The organism is Ferruginibacter sp., assembly GCF_049840995.1.
Lineage (GTDB): Bacteria > Bacteroidota > Bacteroidia > Chitinophagales > Chitinophagaceae > Ferruginibacter.
This window is the reverse complement of sequence record NZ_JASGIP010000003.1, coordinates 1,293,391-1,316,124: the sequence shown is the minus strand read 5'-3', so window position 1 is coordinate 1,316,124 and position 22,734 is coordinate 1,293,391. Positions and strand designations below refer to the sequence as shown.

The following is a 22,734-nucleotide window of genomic DNA, read 5'->3' as shown; positions in this document are numbered from 1 at the left end:
GTTGTTCTGAATCTTTAAAAAGGTCCATATGGTTGTTGCTATATTTGCACCATTATTCCAAAGCACCCATGAAATCCCACTTATGGTTTTGAAAGGCTTATCTTACTTACATTTAAGGAACCGCATACCAGGTATTTATTAAAAAAATAGATCTTCTCAATTTCACTCACATTAACAGATATATCAAAATTACCCTTATCATCTGTTTCATAGAGTTGGGTGAGTATTTTTAGCGTATCGCTTTCCGGGCGCCAGGCCCTTATACTTTTAAGAAGTTCCTCGTCTTTTACTATGTCAATATTTTCACAAACACATATCCTTGTTTTCTTACTATTTGTACTTTTATGTCCCGCATTGCTGTTAATAATTTTGCCACGAATGGATAGATTATTGCTTGAATCATTGAAACAGCTGGAGAGAATAACGATTTTTATCGCTCCTTCATACATATCGCAATCGAGCCCGACAACGTAATTCATACTGTCACGTGGACTATATTGTTCATTCTTAAATTGTTTTTCTATTTCCCGCTTATTAATTTCTCTGCATTGAGAAATGCTGTTTTCGGAAAAGAAAAACAAAAAGCTTATAATTATTAAAGTATGTTTTTCCGTTTTTCTTTTTGTCTTTATCCATCTTGAAATATTACCTGCTTCTCTTTTGAAGGCGAAGCATTTATTATAACGACACAGAAAATCTGGTTTTAGATATCTCATACTATTTTAGCAAAGCTTTTATATTTAAAGAGCTGGGCAAGATGTGATTTTGAGGATGGTCGTATAAAAAATATATTTTCTCGATATCTTTGGTAGAAAGCTTAAAATCAAAATTCCCTAATGAATCCGTTACATATATTTTCTGATTAAGATGCAAATCTTTATTTGCTAATAAATCACAAGTCCATATTGAAACTGTAATTGGAGAGAGTTTATAGTTTATATCTGAGCTCTTTACATTTCCAATTAAATAAATGCTATCTTTTGCCTTATTTATCAGCACCCTACTAAATTTAATATCGAGAACTTCGAGATAGTACTCCATTTCGATTCCTATATGCATATTTGCACTATCAATATCATAAGTATAACGAACGTATTCTAATGCCCTTTTTACTCTGGCGGGTTTAATTTCTCTAAAATTCTGGCCTTTAGCTATACTATTTAAAAATATAATAAGTAACAATACTAAATTTACCTGTTTCATAATCATTATTAAGATTTAGTAATTTTCGCCAGGGTGATTGCTGGGTTGGTAAAAATTTTGCTCCTGTAATTCTGCTAATTCTCAATCACGCTTTCCGTTACCATAATCATTAAGTGGCTTCAATTATAGCTGTAGGATATTGGTTTCCCTACTGTACTTCTGTCAGCACTATTGGTACATTTCCCATGTCATCTTGCAGCATATAATCGTATTTAAAATTCTATTGCTTAAGCTTTAACCACCCTTTAAATGATCTCAATTTTTTAAATAATAGTGATGTTTTAAACTCTGGGTAATTAAACATTAATGGAGATAAACTGTTGCTGAAAAAATAAATAGGATGCTTTGTAATTAAATGTATCGCTAAAATAAAATCACCTTTGCTTTTAGATTTGCCATAATACTTGGCAAGTTTATACTCCTTATGTTTTTTTATTGTATCAATTGTCCAAAATTCTGTAGATAGATCTCTATTGCTACTCACTTCACAAGCATTTATAATCATCCCCTTAACGTAAATTGTATCAGTTACAATCTTAAAATAAATATTTTTAGACAATTGCATTACACATGAATAGTAATCCAAGGGTAACCCATATCTAACTATGCTATCCTTTTGCATAATAGCATAGTCTAATACTACAGGCGTAAAAAAAGGATTATCGCTTTTTTGCTTTTTTGATTGTGCCATTAAGTTATTACTCAAAAAAAAGAGGGCCACAACTAGTGCTCTTTTCATAAATGCTTTTATTGAATTGGTACAAAGATTTGAGGCAGAATATTACCTGGCTTTTTTCTTTTTATACTTGCATTTCTTGTCAACTTTTCTCTCATTTTTAATTTTACTTGTTTCAATAATTGAATGAAAAATAATTTTTTTCGAAATTTTCAACTCATAAATTATATCTTACCCACCCTTTTGATTGCTGCACTCTTCTAAAAAAAACAGATTTTTTAAACGCAGGATAATCGAATGAGAGAGGGAACATGCTATTGGAAAAAAAGTAGACTGACTTTTCTAACGTAGCTGGTATTTTTAAAATAAAGCTCCCGTCTTTCTTTGATTGCCCATAATATTCCTTTAATTTGAATTCATTTTTTTGTTTTGCAGTGTGTCGAAAGTCCAAAAATAAACTACTAAATCATGTACGTTTATTTTATACTTATAGCCTACGTTGATTTTTCCTTTTATATAAAAGCAATCATTTTGGTATTTGATAGAAATATGGTCAATTAAGTCAACATAAGCTAAATAAAAGCCTTCTCCAGCATCGTTTACTACTGAACTATCAATCTTTCCTAAGTCCAACTTGTGATAGTAAAGATTCTTGTTTGTAAAATAAGAAGGAAATAATTTTTTTTGTGTGTTTTGCCCATAGCTTATAGTATTGATTATGCAAAAAAATATAAGGCAAATTGATTTCATACGGACTTTCTTTTGTTACCTGAATATAAAGTCTATGTTACGGGGTACTGACATTTTTTGTAAAATATTTCCCTTTCATTAGCTTCTACATATGTTCTACTAGGTAAATCTCTGCCCTGTCCTTCTTCATAATCATTTCTTCGAATCTCTATTCCCTTATGCTCGCCAGTTATACGTAGAAGCTATTTATCTCTGAATTACTTGAGTTTACAATAAATATTTCACCCATCCTTTTGATTGCCGTATTTTTCTAAAAATAGCCGACTGCTTGAACGCTGGATAATTAAATACTATCGGCACTAAGCCCTCACTAAAAAAGTAAAGAGGATGTTTTGTATTTACCGGTATTGCTAAAGTAAAATTTCCGTCTGGTAAAGATGTGCTATAATATTTCGCTATTTTATATATCTCCTGTTTAAACTCATCTTCCTTAAAATCTGATCTTTTCTTAATCGTATCTAGTGAGCAAATCGCAGTTGGCAATTTAACTATTAAGTGAGTTTCATTTTTTACTTTTGATTTTATATAAAGAGTATCATCCCTGTATTTGAAATTTGCTTCCTTATTTAACATTAGCCAACCAACATATCGGCCAGCAGCATAATACTCTTCTATTGTTGTATCTTTCCCATATATTGAAAATGTCATATTAGCACCCGGTTTAAAGTAATTCGATAAACGCCCGCTTTTCATGTTTTGACCATTTGCATTTACACAAAATAGCAGGAATGGAATAAGTAAAGTTTTCATAGTTATTGTTTTATAAGTATAGGAATAAGATTTCCTGGATTTTTACTTTTTTTATAAAACTTCCTTTCATCAGCTTTAGACTCCTCATGCGCTCCATCTGCCTGCCTATATCCATAATCTTTACCGTCAATTTCAATCTTTCCTGCCTCATCGATTTCATGGAATACTGCTGCTTCTCTATTCTTGAGTTCTGCTTTATTTGTTTCTGGATTCGTCTCTGACATTTGACCTGATGTAACACTAATTTGAACATCATACCCACCTTTGGGAGCATAATCGTTTCTATTTCCATCAGCTGGATGATTCTGATTTCACTACATTAGTAGCGCCGCCATAGCTCATCGCTGACTCTGTTATGCTTTTTCCTGTTGCTTTTTCTATATGGGTTACTTTTTCGGTAACTTCATACAGTATTTTTTTTGTGTCAGCAACAAGTTTATTTAGCTTATCTAAACCAATGTCTGTTTTTCCATCCAGTTGCTTTTTTGCTCCTGCATAGTCTACCTTTACATGCGTCAGCCCCTTTTTGTCAGTAGAGAAGGAAATAAATTTTCTTAACTCTTTGGGCACCTGGTTTTGCATATCGAGTTTAGCTTGTTTTATATTGCCGCCAAGTATTATATCTTTACCGTCAGGATCTATATATTTAATAGGGTTATTGGCAACATAACTATATGGAGATAAATGAAAGTATTTTTCAGCCAATGGGTCACAAACGTACCATCTTCCTATTTGTGGATCATAAAATCTTGCCCCAAAGTCGTATTCTTCTAACCCGCTACCATCACTAAATTCGTGTGATTGTAACTCTTTTCCGTTTAACCCCTTCTTATTGGCCATAGTATTCGCAGCTTTAGAAGAAATCCCCGCCATCGTCAGTCCAAAAGGATAATAACGTATTTGTGTCAAGGTTGGTGTTTTGCAATTTATTTATAGAGATTAGCAAAACAATATGTTTTATGAATTCCTATTGTGGGTTCCTTTGTTTGCTTAAAGTTGATAATTGGTATGCATTTTAGCAAAAATTGTTGTACTTTTTGTCGTTGTTCTTTTAAGAGGTCAGGAAATTTATAACCGGCACTCTTCTTATTATTATACAATGCGCATTCAATTAATTCTATTCCGCGAATTACTTTGTTTTGGTCTATTAGTACATAAAATTCCACACCGCCTTTAATTTTTCCTTTTAAAATACTATCTGGCAGCTTTAAATATATATTTTTCTGCAATACCTCGTAATCAAATGTTGTATCAAGCTTATTCTTTTCTAATGCCAAATAAGGTAATATTGGCATGTCGCCGTGAGTAGACGTCGATTTTTTTGTTATCTCACGGCTTGCGCTCAAGCATGATTGCAAAATAAAAGCTATCACCAAAATAATGGAGAATAACCGCATAATAGTTTAATTGGTTTTTATGAGTGGATATAATCTTATTAAAGCATTTACTTCATTCTTTGATTTAGTAGATAAATCATTGTAAATGCCCGTCATATTCATTACTGAGCCTTTCTTGAAAGTTTTTACAGCGTTATTATAAGCATCTTGATCAAAAGTTGGCGAGTATAAGGCTTTTTGAAAACTTGCTACGAATTCTCCACCTTTTTTTGCCTGTTGCCCTGCTCTATTAAAAGAACCTAAGGAATGCGAAATGTCTTCGCCATATACTTTATTTAAAACTGCTTGCGCAAATAATTCTGCACCAACCTCACGACTTATATCGTCTTTCCCCTCTCCATTATTTTGCTGATAACCGTGAAATGTATCATGTGAAAAAGCATCTAATTTTTTTGCTTCAGATTTATCACTCATTATAAAACCTGCTTTTATTGTTCCTCCCTTATTGTCTTTATTCGCCGCAAATGCTACTACATCTATTGCTTTCCCTTTATCATTTTTCACAACTTCATTCGTATATGTATAAACGTTTTCAGAACCAGTCAAATTGCTGACAACTTCTTTTCCTACATCACTTTCATTCATCATTCCTAAATATTGAACAACTGCGTTTGCAAATTTATCATCAGTCTTAACTTCTTTTCCGTCTGTTCCATAGAGTTTGCCGTCTTTGTATTGTGCTCTTTGATTGTCCCCGTAGTTTATCCAAATTTCCTGTCCGTTCGGGTCGATAAATAATATAGGATTGTTTGCAGCGTAAGTATAAGGAGTTGTGGAATTGAATTTTTCAGCAAGCGGATCTATTATATTCCATCTTCCAATTTGTGGGTCTTGGAATCTTGAACCATAATCATATTCTTCTAACCCACTACCATCAGAGAACTCTGCAAATTGTAATTCCTTTCCGTTGTATTTGATTTTGTTTGAAGTAATGTTTGCCACTTTCGAACTAATACCACTCATTGTTAACCCAAACGGATAATAATGCGTCTCCTCTAATATCGCCCCCCTTGTATGCACCACCTGCAAATTATCAAAGAACACATTCACGGGTGTTTCATTGCTGCAATAAATGTACACAAACCCATTTTTAGGCACGGTTAAATTCTGCAGATCGGCAGCATGGTCTTTCAACTGACTGTTACTACCCACCATACTTATTTTATAATCCACTGCTTTAAATTGTTCATCAAAAAAGATAATATTAATAAAAGCACGGGGTGCGCTGCTGTTGGTATTGTTTTGGGTAGTTTGTGCATTCATCATACTGTTGATACCACTGGTGCCTACAGCTGTATTGATATCTGCCGGCATAAGGCTGCCGTGTACACTGGTAGCACCTGCCCCCGGACTGCCTAAAAATCCATTCAGCAGGTCGATGATGGGTACAGTATTGTTATAGCTGCTGCCGGGGTTATTGGTAAAATAATAACTTTTTCCATACACATTCAGCCTGTCGCCGGCCATCACCTTTAAGGTCATACCCAATCCAGTTTTGTTACTATTGCTGTTAAGCATATACATATTCTCACTATAGTCGGTAGTGCATATTGAACCGGTTGCACAGCCAGGATTATTATTAGGGATTATATTATTATTGGTATAATTAATATTACTCATACCTGTAATACTGATCTTCGGAACAATTTTGTTAGCATCAATTGTATAAAAGCTATTTTCGGTTGTTACCAATGATGGCTCAAGGGTGGCAGCAGGATAAATATCTTGTTGTTGCTCCTCCGTCAATACCATCCTTACATTCCCTAAATGATCTTTCAGCATATAGTCATATTGCAGGCTGGCAGCTACAGTTATATTATTATTGTCATCTAATACTGCGGGCTTAAACCTTATCCTACCCTCTTCATGAGGGATGAATTGTAATACATCTGTATAATTCTCTTTGGGGTCATAATCGCCACCGGCATTGGTGGTTTTGCTTTCGTACACAAAGCCATTCATATAAGTGGTGGTAACATTCCTGTTGGTACCGGGGCCCGAAGTTTCCGAAACGATCTTCTGCAGTTTATTGCCCGCTGCATCATACACATAGCTGATCGACCTGGCGGCGCCGAATGGCCAACCCGGGGGTGTTTGAAAAGTAATGGTTTCCGGCAGGTTTAAATAATTGTAGCTGATAGAAGCAATGTCTTTATTATTATCTGCATTTAGGTTACCATTATCATCATAACTATAATCCGTTATAGCATCAAACTGTGCCGGCGAGCTGAATGGGGTAAGTGCCGATTTGGTGCCACTTTGCGGGTGATTGGCGCTGGTTTTAAAATCGCCCAAAGCAGTGTTTTCATCATTATTAAAATCAGTTACGCTTTTTAGCTTATTACTACCTGCTATATAAGTGTATTTAAGATTGTCGATCTGTGCGCTTGCATTCAGCTTTAGTCCCCATTGCTGCATTTGCTTAATGTTGCCATTGTCGTCATAAGCAGTGGCCGGGTCTATGGTACCGTCAGACAATAGGCTGCCGTCTCCCATTTTCATATTAAAGTTCAGTCCTGCAGACTGATTGAACGCAGTTCCTGTATATTGTGTAAAATCAGCCTTCAGCAAGCGGTTGGCAGCATCGTAAGCAAAATCGTACCGGCGCTTCTCCCCGTCTCCTTTACTTTTCCATACCATACCTTCTATATTACCATTGTATTGGGGCGTAGTATAGTTTTGGTTGCCGATGATATTATTGTTGGCTTTATCATATCCAAGGTCAAACCCAAAGTAGCTTCCGCCGGTTCCGCCTGAAGCAGGAGGGATATCTTTTGCATAATCACGGTTCATCCCCAACAGCCAGCCGCGGATATTATAATCATACGCAAGTGTTTCCAGGTTATTATTACCCAGTGTTTTTGTTTTTACTTGTCCCAGTGCATTGTATTGATTTTGCACGATCAACTGTTCGGGTTTGTTGATGGCAACACCATTTACAGTACTATTGATCGTTTTCTTTACATTCAATACACGCCCCAACTCATCGTACTGCATTTTGGTTATCACGATATGTTGCTGAGGGTTATCGCCACTTTTCTCCTGTCGCACTACAGTTATTAGTGGCTGGCCTGCCCAGGTATATTGCGTAGTAGCTATATCTGTGCCACCGGAAATGTTGGTGCTTTGTGTTTGTATCACCCTGCCTTTATCATCGTAAAAATTTGCAGTGTATAAATACGTTGCTGCTGTTCCCAATACCTTTATCCTGCTGCCCGTGATCATGCCTTTGATGAGTGATGAAGCTGCGTTTGCCTGCGGGTAAGGCCATGTATTAGAGGCAGTTTGTAAGTAGCTATTGTATGCACTGCTGTAAACTGATGATAAAGGATTGCCATAGTTATTAAGCCAGCTATAATCATTATAAAAAGTATGCGTTAGCTCTTCATTACTGTAAAGGGTAACTGAGGGGTATACACTGCTGTAGTAAGCAGCGCTTAAATGATAATTGTGATTAGAATAATTAGCAGGGTCATAAATCAAGCCTGTAGCTACAGGCCTGTCCAGGTTGTCATATTGCGTATACAGCCATTTTTGCTGGTTGCGCATGTTAGCATCCTGGCTCATTACCAGCCTGTCGCGGTTATCATATACCATCCATACTTCGCCGGCCCCCGGTACTTTTTTAGTTATCATACGGTTGCGCTGGTCGTATTCATATCGGAAGCATTGTTCATCTGCAAGGCCCCCTGCTGCATAATTGAGCACCCATCCGTTTGTATTAAGCGCCTTCACGCCTTCCGGCTGTACTACGCAGCGCAGGTTATCCCAGTTATCATATATATAATAAGTACATAGCCATCCGGGGTAGCCGCTGCCGTTACCATCGTCGGTTGCGGTGCTGCCAAGCTGTACCTTCTTTAAAATCACTTTTCCGTCCTTATCCTTAAATTCAATCACCTGCTTTTTATGTTCATCGGTGGTAATGGTTTTATATAACACATCAGCCGCGTAGGTGGCTACGGTGCTATAAGTTGCAAACACCCCAGGCGTACTATTATCATTTACCGTCCAGATGCGAACAGCATCTGTTACAGTATTAGCAGCATACTTTACCTGTACGTTTCTTCTTGTTGCCACATCAGGATTGCCTTCGCTGCCAACCCAGCTATTACCTGTTGCATAAGTATCGGATACACGATTTAAAGGAGAGGATTCAAAATTGGTTTTACTGTAAAAATAAGTTTCACCCTGCCCTGCCAACTGCGTGTTATAAAAAGATTGCTGCTGCTGAAATGCATCATACTTAAAAAATCCGCTTTGCCTGCTGGCATCATTAGCTGTTGATGCAAAGGGCATAAATTTTAATGACTCACGGCCAAATTCATCATATATAGCCGGCATTACAAAATCAGCTTTCAAATTACCGGAAGTAACCAGCGATCCTTCTTTTGCAACAGTTTGTATGGGTCTGCCAAGGCCATCAAAAAAAGCGGCTGTTTGTTTTACCTCACTGAGTTGCTTACCCGAAATAGTACCCGCATCCGTTTGTGGCGATGTGGCATCCCAGGTACGGATACAGTTTATAGGAGATCCATACCAATAGGAAGATGGCAACACTTGTGCCTGTAGGGCACAGCTTGCAAATATTAAAATGATCCAACAGCAACCGGTTTTGTATTGTAACATACTAAGTGTTTTAAAAGATTAATTTTTGCCGGAGTTTTGCATTTGCTTACTCCGTTCTGAAAGCTTATCCTTAAATTTTCTTGCCTGCTCTTCCATACCGCTCCTGTATATTTTATACTGGTCAACCGTCAATATTTTTTTCATCGCATCTTCCTTTTTTTGCACCGCTTCGTTTATTGATTTCGCTCGGTTTTCGGGTGACAGGTTCGGGCTTATTTTTTGCAGATCCTCTTTAAGGTCATTGTTAACCTTGTTTATCTTATCCACCTGGGCAGTTGTTAACTGCAGGCGGGGAGTGCCTGTTGTTGTCTGGGCTTTAAGTGCAAACAGGCTTACAGAAAAAAGAATGCTTAAAAAAAATGATCTGGCTATTTTCATGGTGTCTTTTTTATTGATTAATAAACAATGGTGTAGCCGGCATTGGCTTGTAAATAAAGATATCGTTCGGTACACTGCCCCGCTGTTTCGCAGCCTGTAGTTAAAATACCGGGATACAATACAATAGCATTTGCATTTACATTAAACGATGGATAAGTGTAAGTATATTGGTTGGTGGCGCAGCTGTATTCCTGTTTTTGAATATTAAAACTGCCTGCAAAATTTACAGGAATGGTACAGCTGTAATCCTGGTAGAATCTTACAACTATATCAGCATAATAATTATAGCAGCCTGTTCCCGGATCATAATAACTGGCTACATTTTCGTATTGAAGTTTTGCATAAGGCAAGCCTGTAACAATACACTGACCGTTTTGGTTGGCATAATTTTGCCCGTTGGAAGCAATATCTGCAAGGGCCATCTGGTTGGCATCTGCAACACTGATGGGTGAATGGTATGAACCTGCGGGTACGCCATAGGTTATACCGGTACCAAAATATCCTGATCCGCAATTGTTCCTTGTAAATGTTTGAGATTGATACGTATTTGAATAGATACCTATACACAGCCCATTTTGATTAGCATAAGCCTGGGCATTGGTATTGATGTCGTTAACAGCTTTGGCATTGGCATCTGCTGCGCTGATCGTTGAATTGTACCTGCCTGGTGGTACCGTATATGTTACATTCGTTCCACTATAACCTGTACCACAATTATTTCTTGCCAGGTTGATACTCTGCAGGTCGTTATAAAATAAACCGGAACAATTTTCGACCTGTCCTGCATAATTGTAACAGATCTTTTTAATGATATTATTGTCCTTATCTCTTATAAGTGTAAGCCGGTTAGCAAAATCATATTCATAATAGATCGTTTTGCCATTGGCATCTGTCTCGCTGGTTACCCCTGTAAGTGGTTTATAGGTGTACGTATAGATCAATGCATCAGCCGGCAGAACAGTACGGAGCGTATTCAGGTGGCTACGTAGTGCAGCATCATTAGCAGGATTATTTAATATTGGTTGATTCAGGTACTGTGCCGCTGTAGTTGCCATTGATCCATAAGGGCTCACAATTTTTACAACTGGTAATGTTGAATTATAACCGTAGATATATGCCTCATGTATATCACCTTCTTTAGATACATCTGTTATATTTCCATATGCATCGTAACTGTTGTAATGCAATCTTATTTCTGCATTATTGTTACCCTTTTTTGTCTGCACAAAGTCAGGCACGATCATTCCATTGGTGCCTGGTACTATAGTATAATTTGTTTTAACTGAATTTAGAAAGCTGGTACCTGCAAAATTTTTCATTTCTATCACCGGCGAAACCATATTTGCCTGTTGCATGTACCAGGCAAAACCATCGGTAGTATTATCAGGCGCATACTGGTAAGTTGTTTTCATCGTTTGCCCATCGCTGCCCGTTACTGTCTTTTCAGTGGGGAATAAATGATTGCTGTTTCCATAAGTATAATTGGTAGTGGCAGCCAGGTATGATGCACCATCAGGGTTATAATGTTTTTCAACAGATTGTGTTAATTGATAGGTTTTTTCTGAAGCCTTTTCATCAGTATATTCAAAGCTTTTTACATAGCCGGGATATATATTACCATTACCATCTGTTATACTGGTGGCTGGGGCTTGTATAAAGTCAAGATTGTAGGGTGCAGAGACCGGGCTGCCGGAAACAGTTTCAGTAAAAGTTTTAACCACATTTACACCTGTTGAAAATTCATTGTTCCGGAATAGACTGTAACTATTATCGGTTTCACTTACTGGCTTATAAACACCGTTGTCATTTTTGAAGGTCTTTTTATAGACCAAAAGCGGTTGATACCTGCCGTTATCTCTCCAATCATTTGTGAAAAAGCGGTTCCAGGTTTCGGGTTGTGGTTCATCGGGCCCGCTAAACAAATATTCATTTTTTCCTGTGTTGGCGGTGGGTGATCCAATGATCTCTGTTACATTGGTATACACTACAGGGGCACCGTTGCTTAAACTTACCGGGGAAAATGAAGAGGACTGAGTTAGGTAACTATTAACTATCAGGCTTTGGTTAGATAGCCCGTTATAGCCATTACCACAATCAACAGTAGGATAGTAGTAAAGATATTTTTGTATATAGCTGAACTGGTCCCAGTTAATACTTTTTACTGTACCCGTTCCATAAATATAGTTTTTCTCAGTAGTGTTATTTACCCAATCATTGTTCACAATTCTTTTTACCCGGAAGCCACCTACATTACCATCTACATAGCCATAAGGATTATTGGAAGCCGGGTAAACCAATCTTCCGTAATTAGGTTCAAATTCAAAACTGGTAGTGCCTCCTGTTGGATATGTGATCTGGTTAAGTAAATAAGCCCTCGCAAAATTATGATCAGGTCTTCTGCTGCCACCATAGGATGATCCCCAGCCTTGTGAAGCAGACATTCCGGGAGAAGGGATCAATTCGGTGGGTATCAACCCTCCGTTAATGCTTCCATTATAATATCCCCAATAATCCTCACTGAAAGTGGGTGTGACACCCATTTTATTATAGGCCGGCAATGCAGTAAAACCCGGGTCATAATTAAAACTATAGTTTTGATCAGTAGTACCGTTGTTTCCTTTAATGGTTACCCCGCTTAGTTTAAGCCTTTGGGCATCGAAATAGGCATTATTGTTCAATACTATTTCTTTAACAAGCTGGTTGTTCAGTTTGTCGTACACTTTTATAGAAGAAAGCCGGTACGGCGCAGTTGACCAATCTGTCCTGTCTGCTGCATATACGAATTCAACAATAGTGGTGGCTGTGATGATCTTATCTAAAAGCGGTTCGTAAGTGGTAATAAAATTTACAGCCTGGTTATTCTCCACAAAATTATTATCTCCGAACAGGCCGCAGATACCTAAAAAATATTCCGGCTTCGCCTGCAGGTGGCGTACGCTGTGACTATAATAACCAAGGGTAAACGTATTTTCTTCTGTACGGTATAAATACTGTATCTGGTCACTACCATCGGCAGTTTCAATACCGGTAATGTACCACGAGGTAGTAGGGTTAACTGCATATCCATTACAATTGGGGTTAGTACTGGATTGAGTGGAACTCACCATGGCTTTGGCAAAGCTGTATTTTACCCCGTTTTCGTCAGTAATTGAAAAAGCTTGTATAGGGGTACTGGATGAATAATTGTTTTTATAATTGGTAATTATAATTGGTTTGTAGGGAGTCTGGATACAATTACCAGAATTAAAATCATACCGGAAAGCGCCGCTGCCACCGGCTGGCAATGAGTAATTGAACCGATCAGATTTTTTATCTCTGAACATAAGATCATTATTGATCGCTGTTCCCATAGTGATCTGATCCGCCCGGTTTTGCGCAAGGGCCAAAGCGTCTGTAAATACCTGTTTAGAAGAATAGGTAGCTTTACCTCCGCAATAATTAGATGATCCAGATAATTCATCGGGCAGGTCCAATACCGTACGGCTCACTATTCCCATACCACTTAATACCCAGCCCAGGCCAACAGGTGTAGAAATATCATTTACCTTAATGCCGGATGCATGATAGCTTAGCGAAAGAGGTACCGATAGTTTGCGGGAAGTAACTGTGTATACGGGTATCTCAATAGAAGGCACTCCTGTACTAATATCTACAGGTATTTCACCATACCTTGCAAATGCAGCAGCCGTTGGAGATGGAGGTGTGATCTTTGGCATCGCATAATCCGGGTTGGGTAATGAAGGTTGTGCATACATCGTTACAGATGACAAAACCAACATCGTAAAAAATAAATACTTGTTTAATACTTTACACATCTTAAAATGTTTTTTAAAAATTATATCCTACTCTAAATACCACCGGCTGGCTCACCGGCACATGCCTCCCCGCCAGCATATCATACAGCAAACTCAGCTTGGTGCCTTTCGTAAATTTTGTTTTGATATTTAGCTTCTTACTCAATCCTATCAACCCGCTTTGCTGCCAGTTATCATATCTTTTCGGCTGATCAATATTTTTAAACGCGGCATTGTAATTCATTTCGTAGCCGCCGCTGATATAGAATTGTTTTTTCAATTGCCAGTCAATAAAGCTGCGCAGGCCTACGCCCTGGTGGCTGAAGCTGATGCGTTGAATGCTGCCAAGCCCAGCCTTATAGCTGGCACCAATACCCGCAATGCCTTTGCTGTTGAGCTTATAGCCCAGGCTCAGCCCGATATCGGCCGTGGTGGGTACCAGGCTGTTGTTCTTGGCAAACTGCAGGTTGCTGCCAAATTCCAGCCTTTGCAAAAAGGTTTTTGTTTTTTGTTCGTTGGGTTTAAAGTCGGGCATTTGCAGGTCGCTGTTACTACCGCCGGCTTTCAGTACTTTGTCTTTTAATTGGGAGAGTTGCGCCTGTGCAGCCTGTATGTTCTGCATGATCTGCGCCTGTGCATTGGGACCACCGGCTGCGATCTGGTTTTGTATCAATGCGGTTACACTGGCACGGGTTTGCAATCCTGCAAGATTGGCCGTAGAGCCTGCTCCACCAGCACCGCCAAACAGTGCTGCCAGCATACTGTTCTGCTGAGAGAATTTTTTAAATGCAGGAATTTTATTCAGCAGCGTAAGCGCAGTTTGTTCTGCCTTCTTTTTATCGTGAAAGAGTTCTTTGTAATTACGGATAGTCTCCACATAATAATATGCTTCCTTATCCATCTTTGCCAGCCATTTGCTGTTGCCTAAATATTTCAAAGATTGGTCGATGAGTTGCTTTTTTCTTTCTTTAATAAAAGCTTCCATCGCCTGCTGTTGCTGTTCATCATCTTCCAGCTCCGCCAGTTTTTTATTGGCCTTGCTTACAGGTTGTACCAGCTTATCATCAATGTTTTGCTTTTGTGTTTCCAGGTATTTAATACTTGTACTTAGCTTATCGCGGTATTCATCATAGCGGGCTCTTTGCGCAGCAATAACCGCTTCCCCCTTTTTATATTTCTCTAATGCTGCAGTAAAGGTTAATTGGTTGGCGCCGAATAATTGTTGTGCAGTGGCAGGGCTTGCTTTTTCTAAAATGGCTTTGATCTTGTTCTCCCACCTGCTGAGTTTGGTGAGTGTCTTTTCTGTTTTGCTCGTAATGCGGTTAGTATAAGTGCTGATCTTTTTATTAGTCTGGTCAATATATTTTACCGGCACCTGTTGCAGGGCCTGCAAAGTGGAGTCTGTTTGTGCATCGCTGGTATAGCAGGCACTTAGCAGCAGTAATAATATAAAGAGCCGGGTACAGCTCATAACAGGAAATTTTATCCGCCTGCAATGCTGCAGCCGGGGTTGATAATTTAATACCGTCCTGTTTTAGTTAGGTTGTATCGTTTTGTATAACCGCTTATAATTGCCGGTATACAAATACCTGCTGTAAATTGCCTTTTTAACAGTTACCCGTAAACGCAATACAATAAAATGGTTTATGTAAAATAAAGGAGAAGGTGCTGTGGTATTATCGGGTACTCATTAACGTGCTGCACTTGGTAGAACAAACCTAAAACAAGTTTTTGAATTCTGCAAAAAAATTATGGCGCATTTTTTATTGGTATAACGGCCCGCAGTTACTATACTGTACTTATACTGTGCTATGTGGCAGCATACGCCGCAGTAAACTACCTTCAGCTTGCAGGCTAAAGCATACTTACTCCGTTGCTGTTCCATACTAACCTTATAGCATACCCGTAGTATCGCCCTGCCATACCCGTAACACCTGCGTAGCATACCCGTTACAACCTTATCAATACCCCGGTCATCCTTCGGTCTCCCTTCGGACGTGGTTCGGACATTATTCGGTCTGACGTCGGTATTGCTGTGCATAAAATATTTACTGCAGCATCGTGCAGCCCCTCCCCTACCCCAACTCTTATTAATTACCCGCAACATCAAAACCATGCCGGTAAGCAGGCCCTCAAAATAACACCCATAGCCCCTTACATTTTAAATATTATAGTTTATATTGCAGTACAAGAGTATGGGTTGCAGTTATTAAACTATATCCCCTGCTGTTGTAAGCAGTTTAAACCTGGCCCGCAGCTGATGCTGTACTGACCTGTTAAGTATTTTAGCAATACTCCATCCTGCTTTATTACCCCTCAAAAAAACAATGCTTTAACCGGCAAAAGCATTTCGTTTAAACCTGATAAGCTAAATATAATTTCTGCATGAAAGTGAGTTTAAGCCAGAAGATCCTGACAGGGTTTATTGCCTGCGCTATTGTGTTGGCCGTAGTGGCATTCTTTTCGTTCCGCAACAGCGAAAGATTTATTGATACCAACAAATGGGTGAACCATACCTACGAAGTGATCGACGAATTCAACCAGGTATTGGCCGCCAGCGTGGATGCCGAAACAGGTGTAAGAGGTTTTGTGATCAGCGGCAATGAAGAATTTCTCAAGCCCTTTAACGATGCACAATTAAGCATCAACAACCACCTGGACAGGGTTAGAAAACTCACGGCCGATAATGCTGCCCAGCAAAAAAATATCGACCTGCTGCAGCAGCAGCTGGCCGTACACCTGAAGTATTTTACCGAACTGATCACTGTACGCAGAACAGATTTTGAAAAAGCCAAACAGATGATCAGTGAAGGGCAGGGCAAAAGGATACAGGATGAGATAAGAAGAATGGTGAACAGCGATAAGGAAGTGGAGAACAATTTATTGGTAGAGCGCAAAAGAACCAGCGAGGAAGATGCCCGCAATTTCAACATGATCTTCCTGCTGCTGCTGGCGGTGATAGCGGTGGTACTCATCAGCGTTTATTTTATCATCAATACCAACCTGCGGGCACTCAGAAAAGCCGAGCAGGAAAGCAGTAATAAGAACTGGCTTTTATCGGGCAGTTTTGAGCTGAACGAAAAAACAAGGGGCGAAAGGGATGCGGTGGAACTATCGCAGGCCGTGATAGAACAGCTGTGCAATTATATCAAAGCACCTATTGGGGCCTTGTATCTTTTTGAGAACGGGCAGCTATTGCTTTCCGGCGCTTATGCGTTCCCGTTCGATAAGAATAATGCACCGGCCATTAAACCCGGCGAGGGCCTTGCGGGCCAGGCCGCAGCAGAAGGAAAGATGATCGTTTTTAATGATGTACCGGCCGATTATACCCGTATCAGTTCGGCATTGGGCAGCGCAACACCCAAAAATATTGTAATGCTGCCGCTGCTACTGGATGATACGGTGAAAGCAGTAGTGGAAATTGGTAAGGTCACCCCATTTTCAGAACTGGATATACAGTTCCTGCAAACGGTGGCAGAAAATTTAGCCATTGTATTGAATGCTGCACAATCCAGGACCAAACTGAAAGAATTGTTGGAAGAAACCCAGCGCCAGGCCGAAGAACTGGAAACGCAACAGGAAGAATTGAAACAATCCAACGAAGAGCTGCAGGAAAAAACAGAGCTGCTGGAAAACTCCGAATCGGAATTAAAAGCACAGCAGGAAGAATTACAGCAAACCAATGAAGAGCTGGAAGAAAAGGCCAACCTGTTGGAAGAACAGAAAGAAAAACTGGAAGTGGCCAAAATGGATATTGAGAACAAAGCAAGAGAGCTGGAAGTTACCGGTAAATACAAATCGGAGTTTTTGGCCAATATGTCGCACGAACTGCGTACGCCTTTGAACAGTATTCTTATCCTGTCGCAATTACTGGCCGAGAACAAGAACCGTTCGCTGGGCGAAAAAGAAGTGGAGTTCTCGAAAAATATTTATAATTCAGGCGCCGACCTGTTAAGCCTGATCAACGAGATTCTTGATCTTTCGAAAGTGGAATCGGGTAAAATGGAGCTGGATGTGTATGAATTTAAACTGGCAGAGATCAGTGCAGAAATGACCGCGATGTTCTCCGAAGTGGCTAAAAACAAATCCATCGATTTTACCATTCAGCATAACGAGCAGGATGCCAACAGCATCAGCTCCGACAAAGAAAGGCTGGAGCAGGTGTTGCGCAATCTTTTATCCAATGCTTTTAAGTTCACCCCCAAGGGTGGCAAAGTAAATTTGAGCATTCAAAAAGTGATACCCGGTACCGTTAGTTTCAGGAACAGTAAACTGAATGCTGTTACCAACATGATCGCTATTGCTGTAAAAGACAATGGTATTGGCATTGCGGCCGATAAGCTCGGCATTGTGTTTGAAGCTTTTCAGCAGGCAGATGGTTCCACCAAAAGAAAATATGGCGGCACCGGTTTGGGGCTTTCTATCAGCCGCGAACTTTCGGGTGCTTTGGGGGGCGAGATACAGGTGGAAAGCCAGGAAGGTACCGGCAGCACTTTTACATTGTACCTGCCGCAGTACTTCAACGCTGCCACTATCACCGAACTGGAACGCTCAGTAGAAGTGAAAGAACGTACCGTTGCCGAAGTAAGCAGGCAGCAACAGGCGGTTGAGAAATTTGCGGTGGAAGAAACCGAAACGGATGACGACCGGTACAGCCTACACGAAAATGACAAGATCATTTTAATAATGGAAGATGATGCCGAATTTTCCCGTATTCTTTTAGATTTTGTAAGAGAAAGGGATTATAAAGGTATTGTGGCCACGCAGGGTAATACCGGGCTCAGTTACGCACGGCATTACAAACCCGATGCGATATTGCTGGATATGAAACTGCCGGTGATGGATGGCTCGGAAGTGCTGAAGCATTTAAAGAATGATCCCGGCCTGCGGCATATTCCGGTGCAGATCATTTCCGGCTACGATAAACGTAAGGAAAGTATGGAGCTAGGCGCTTTTGATTTTATCCGTAAACCCGTGATAAAAGAAGACCTGCGCAGCGCTTTTGATAAGATCGAGGATTTTGTAAATAAGAAATTAAAGAAGCTGTTGATCGTTGAAGACAATGAACTGCAGAATAATGCCATCCGCGAATTAATAGGCAATGGTGATGTAAAAACAAGTTCTGCTTATTCGGGTAAGGAAGCATTTGATATCATGAGCCGGGAGAATTTTGATTGCGTGATCATTGATCTTGGCCTGCCGGATATGCCGGGTTTTGACCTGTTGGAAAAAATAAAAACGGATGAAAAGCTGAATAAAGTGCCCATCATTATCTACACGGGCAAAGATCTTAGCAGGGAAGAAAATTCCCGCCTGATGCGCTTTGCCAATACGGTGGTGCTTAAAACGGTGGATTCGCAGGAACGCCTGCTGGATGAGACCATGCTGTTCCTGCACCGGGTGGAATCGCGGCTGCCAAAGGAAAAACAGCATATCATCCGCAAGCTGCATAAAACGGATGAAGTATTGAAGAACAGGAAGGTATTACTGGTGGATGATGATATACGCAATATCTATTCGCTTACCAATGTGTTGGAAGAGGAAGGCATTGAATGCCTTACTGCCGAGAATGGCAAGATTGCGGTGAAAACACTGATGGAGAATGATGGCATTGAATTGGTACTGATGGATATTATGATGCCGGAGATGGATGGATATGAAGCCACCCGGGAGATCAGGACCATGAAGAAATTTGATAAAGTGCCCATCATTGCATTAACTGCCAAAGCCATGAAGGGCGACCGGGAAAAATGCCTTAATGCAGGCATGTCGGATTATATTGCCAAGCCCGTGAATGTGGACCAGCTTTTATCGCTGATGAGGGTATGGTTGTACCAATAGATAGCAGATTGCTTTTCATTATTTAACGGCTTGTTTAAATGCATGTTGAAAAATGAACTTTGATAATAAAGAATTCAGGGACTTGCTGGAATCCATACGTTTTGTGTATGGATACGACTTTACTGATTATGCCGAAGCTTCGGTAAAGCGGCGCATCACCCAGTTCATGACCACCAGGAAGATACCCGCATTGGAAAAACTGGGCAAGATGATATTGCAGGATGAAAAGATATTTGAAGAGTTCATCCAGGAAGTATCGGTTACCGTTACCGAAATGTTCCGCGATCCCATTTTTTACAAAAGCCTCCGCGATAATGTAATGAAGCGGCTGGCCACTTATCCTTTTATTAAAGTATGGATAGCGGGTTGTGCCACGGGCGAAGAGATCTATTCCATTGCAGTGCTGCTGCAGGAAGAAGGTTTGCTCAACCGCTCTGTTATTTATGCCACCGATATCAACCAGCGTTCTTTGCAGATAGCCAAAGATGCAGTGTATCCCTTGCAGCACATGAAGGCCTATACCGCCAATTATCAAAAAGCCGGTGGCACCCGTTCTTTCTCGGAGTATTATAAAGCCAAATACAATTCGGTGATATTTGATAAATCGTTAAAACAGAATATTGTTTTTTCGGCGCACAACCTTGCGGTGGATAAATCTTTCAACGAATTCCAGCTCATCATCTGCCGCAATGTATTGATCTATTTTAACCAGCAGTTGCAGAATAAAGTGATCGATCTTTTTTACGAAAGCCTCTGCACTTTTGGTTTCCTGGGCCTGGGCAATAAAGAATCCTTATTGTTTTCCGCCAAAAGAAAACACTTTGAAGATGTGGACCGCAAGGAAAAGATATTCATGAAAAAATAAAACATTGAGCGAAGCTGCATCATATAAAGCCATCGTGATCGGTACATCCGCAGGTGGTTTATATGCGTTGATCGCTATTTTAAGAGACCTGCCCGCTACTTTTCCGCTGCCCATCATTGTGGTGCAGCACCGCTCTAAAGATCAGCGGGAGCTGTTGGAAGAAGTGTTGCAAACCAGGTGCAGGCTGGCTATTAAGCAGGCAGACGAAAAGGAAGCAATTGAAGGCGGTGTGGTTTATATTGCCCCGCCCGATTATCACCTGCTGGTGGAAAATGATCATACACTTTCTTTATCAGCCGATGAGCCGGTGCGTTTCAGCCGGCCTTCTATTGATGTATTGTTTGAAACCGCGGCTGCTGCATTTTCGGGTAGCCTTATAGGTATGGTGCTTACCGGCGCCAGTAATGATGGTGCTGCCGGCATCAGCGCTATAAAAAAAGCGGGCGGCCTTACCATTGCGCAGGACCCCAACGAGGCCCTGTTTGCAGTAATGCCTTCGGCAGCTATTGAAACAAAAAACATAACTTTTGTAAAAACCTTGCAGCAGATACACGATTTTCTGCTGCAGCTTACCAATACCTCGTATGAAAAAAAATAACAAACCGGTTATCCTCATTGTGGATGATAAACCCGCCAATATCCTGGCGCTGGAAAGCCTGTTGGCCGATAAGGAAAGAATATTACTGAACGCCACCAGTGGCGAAGCGGCATTGAAGATCATACTGGAAAAAAATATCGACCTTATTATACTGGATGTGCAGATGCCCGATATTGATGGCTTTGAAGTGGCGCAGATATTAAAATCGAACAAGCGCACTAAAAACATCCCCATCATTTTTGCCACTGCCGAAAGCAAGGAGCGGCACATGATGATGAAGGGATATGATGAAGGCGCGGTGGATTATCTTTTTAAACCGCTCGACCCCGAAATTGTAAAAGCAAAAGTAAAAGTGTTGTTGCAGATACAATTGCAACAAAAGGAACTGCTGGAAAAAAATCTTTCTTTACAAAAAAGCGAATTGCTGATCAATAATTCTGCGGATATCATCGGCATTATTGATGCCACCAGTTTTAAAATAGAGGAGATCAATTATGCTTTTACTGCCATACTGGGTTATTCTTCCGAAGAGATAAAAGGAACAGCACTGCCTTTCTTTTTAGCCAATGAAGACAGGGTACTGGTAAATGAACTTGCCAAAGAAAAAAAGGAACGATTGGTTTTTGAAACAAGAATATACTGTAAGGATAGGAGCATTAAATGGCTGCAATGGAACGTAGTGGTAAAAGATGGAAAATGGTTTGCCAATGCCAGGGATATCACCGAAGTAAAACAGGTGGAAACGATCCGTAAATATCTTTCTACCGTAGTAAAACAATCCAGCGATGCCATTTATATTTACGACCGGCAGGGAAAGATCATTTCGTGGAATGACGGCGCAGAAAAAATTTATGGTTACAGCGAACAGGAAGCGCTGCGTATGAATATCCGCAATATCATTCCGCCTTACCTGGAGCATGAAATGGAAGATACCACCAGCAATGTACTTAATGGTATACGGGTGGAAGCCATGGAAAGCAGGCGCATTACCAAACACGGTAAGCTGATAGACGTGGTCTTCTCTGCCGCAATCATTACCGACAGCAACCGGGAGATCACTTCTGTTGCAATCACCGAAAGAGATATCACCGAACAGAAGCTGGCAGATGAACAGATCAAACTGCTGCACGCCAATTTGGAAGCCAATATCCTGCAGCTGGAATCGAGCAATAAAGAGCTGGAATCTTTTTCTTATTCTGTATCGCACGATCTGCGGGCGCCTTTGCGTGCATTGAATGCTTACTCCAGCATTATTGAAACAGATTATATGCAGGAAATGAATGATGAAGCAAGAGAACTAATGAAAAAGATACAGGCCAATACTTTAAAAATGGGCGTGCTGATAGATGACCTGCTGGAGTTTTCGAGGTTAGGGCGCAAGGAAGTGCGGCGCACAAGGATCAATATGCAGGCCATGGCAGAAGGTATACTAAGAGAGATCGAAAAAACAAACCAACACCATGCTGCTATTAAAATAACCGACATGCCCGATGCCAATGCCGACCCTGCATTGATAGAACAGGTGTGGATCAATCTTATTTCCAACGCCATAAAATACTCCGCAAAAAAACAACAACCAGAAATACATATCGGCGCCAATACTTCCATTAACGAAACGGTGTATTTTGTAAAAGATAATGGAGCCGGTTTTGATATGAAATATGTACACAAACTGTTTGGTGTTTTTCAACGCCTGCACGCCGTGGATGAGTTTGAAGGTACCGGCGTGGGCCTTGCTATTGTATACCGCATCATTACCAAACACGGCGGTAAAATATGGGCCGATGCAAAGTCTGGTGAAGGCGCTGCATTTTATTTTACCCTGCCCGGTTAAAATAATTGCACAATAAACC

General features: G+C 40.3%; 15 protein-coding genes. 4 read left to right on the top strand and 11 right to left on the bottom strand.

The window, feature by feature from the left end:
- Nucleotides 1-80 precede the first annotated feature (80 nt).
- The 11 genes from QM738_RS07450 to QM738_RS07400 all read right to left on the bottom strand — a co-directional run bounded on the left by QM738_RS07450 (nt 81) and on the right by QM738_RS07400 (nt 15,048).
- Nucleotides 81-716, bottom strand: coding sequence for a hypothetical protein (locus tag QM738_RS07450; protein ID WP_462276054.1), 636 nt, complete (start codon nt 714-716; stop codon nt 81-83).
- A 1-nt stretch (nt 717) separates the two neighbouring features.
- Nucleotides 718-1,203: a hypothetical protein gene (locus QM738_RS07445; RefSeq protein WP_462276053.1), complete on the bottom strand. Its 486-nt coding sequence runs from the start codon at nt 1,201-1,203 to the stop codon at nt 718-720.
- Between the two features lie 220 nt (nt 1,204-1,423).
- Nucleotides 1,424-1,942: a hypothetical protein gene (locus tag QM738_RS07440; protein WP_462276052.1), complete on the bottom strand. Its 519-nt coding sequence runs from the start codon at nt 1,940-1,942 to the stop codon at nt 1,424-1,426.
- A gap of 894 nt (nt 1,943-2,836) precedes the next feature.
- Entirely contained in the window at nt 2,837-3,379 is a 543-nt protein-coding gene (locus tag QM738_RS07435) for a hypothetical protein (RefSeq protein ID WP_462276051.1), read from the bottom strand.
- Between the two features lie 2 nt (nt 3,380-3,381).
- Nucleotides 3,382-3,603 (bottom strand): hypothetical protein, encoded by a 222-nt coding sequence (locus tag QM738_RS07430; protein ID WP_462276050.1) that lies wholly within the window; start codon nt 3,601-3,603, stop codon nt 3,382-3,384.
- A gap of 67 nt (nt 3,604-3,670) precedes the next feature.
- Complete coding sequence (locus tag QM738_RS07425) at nt 3,671-4,288, bottom strand: RHS repeat domain-containing protein (protein WP_462276049.1); 618 nt, start codon at nt 4,286-4,288, stop codon at nt 3,671-3,673.
- 17 nt (nt 4,289-4,305) lie between these two features.
- Nucleotides 4,306-4,776 (bottom strand): hypothetical protein, encoded by a 471-nt coding sequence (locus QM738_RS07420; protein WP_462276048.1) that lies wholly within the window; start codon nt 4,774-4,776, stop codon nt 4,306-4,308.
- A gap of 6 nt (nt 4,777-4,782) precedes the next feature.
- The gene (locus QM738_RS07415) at nt 4,783-9,405 is read right to left on the bottom strand and encodes a DUF6443 domain-containing protein (protein WP_462276047.1); all 4,623 of its coding nucleotides are present in this window, start codon (nt 9,403-9,405) and stop codon (nt 4,783-4,785) included.
- 18 nt (nt 9,406-9,423) lie between these two features.
- Nucleotides 9,424-9,783 (bottom strand): hypothetical protein, encoded by a 360-nt coding sequence (locus tag QM738_RS07410; RefSeq protein WP_462276046.1) that lies wholly within the window; start codon nt 9,781-9,783, stop codon nt 9,424-9,426.
- 17 nt (nt 9,784-9,800) lie between these two features.
- The gene (locus QM738_RS07405) at nt 9,801-13,598 is read right to left on the bottom strand and encodes a DUF5977 domain-containing protein (protein WP_462276045.1); all 3,798 of its coding nucleotides are present in this window, start codon (nt 13,596-13,598) and stop codon (nt 9,801-9,803) included.
- Between the two features lie 13 nt (nt 13,599-13,611).
- Entirely contained in the window at nt 13,612-15,048 is a 1,437-nt protein-coding gene (locus QM738_RS07400; protein WP_462276044.1) for a hypothetical protein, read from the bottom strand.
- A 914-nt stretch (nt 15,049-15,962) separates the two neighbouring features.
- Between QM738_RS07400 and QM738_RS07395 the strand changes: the two genes are divergently transcribed.
- Genes QM738_RS07395 through QM738_RS07380 form a run of 4 tightly spaced genes read left to right on the top strand, consistent with a single transcriptional unit; the run spans nt 15,963 to nt 22,715 of the window.
- Nucleotides 15,963-19,418 carry a response regulator gene (locus QM738_RS07395; RefSeq protein ID WP_462276043.1) on the top strand — a complete coding sequence of 1,152 codons (3,456 nt, stop codon included), beginning with the start codon at nt 15,963-15,965 and terminating at the stop codon, nt 19,416-19,418.
- Between the two features lie 52 nt (nt 19,419-19,470).
- Entirely contained in the window at nt 19,471-20,283 is an 813-nt protein-coding gene (locus QM738_RS07390; protein ID WP_462276042.1) for a CheR family methyltransferase, read from the top strand.
- A 4-nt stretch (nt 20,284-20,287) separates the two neighbouring features.
- Nucleotides 20,288-20,881 (top strand): chemotaxis protein CheB, encoded by a 594-nt coding sequence (locus QM738_RS07385; RefSeq protein WP_462276041.1) that lies wholly within the window; start codon nt 20,288-20,290, stop codon nt 20,879-20,881.
- The gene (locus QM738_RS07380) at nt 20,868-22,715 is read left to right on the top strand and encodes a hybrid sensor histidine kinase/response regulator (RefSeq protein ID WP_462276040.1); all 1,848 of its coding nucleotides are present in this window, start codon (nt 20,868-20,870) and stop codon (nt 22,713-22,715) included. The genes QM738_RS07385 and QM738_RS07380 overlap by 14 nt, the downstream gene beginning before the upstream one ends.
- Nucleotides 22,716-22,734: the final 19 nt, after the last annotated feature.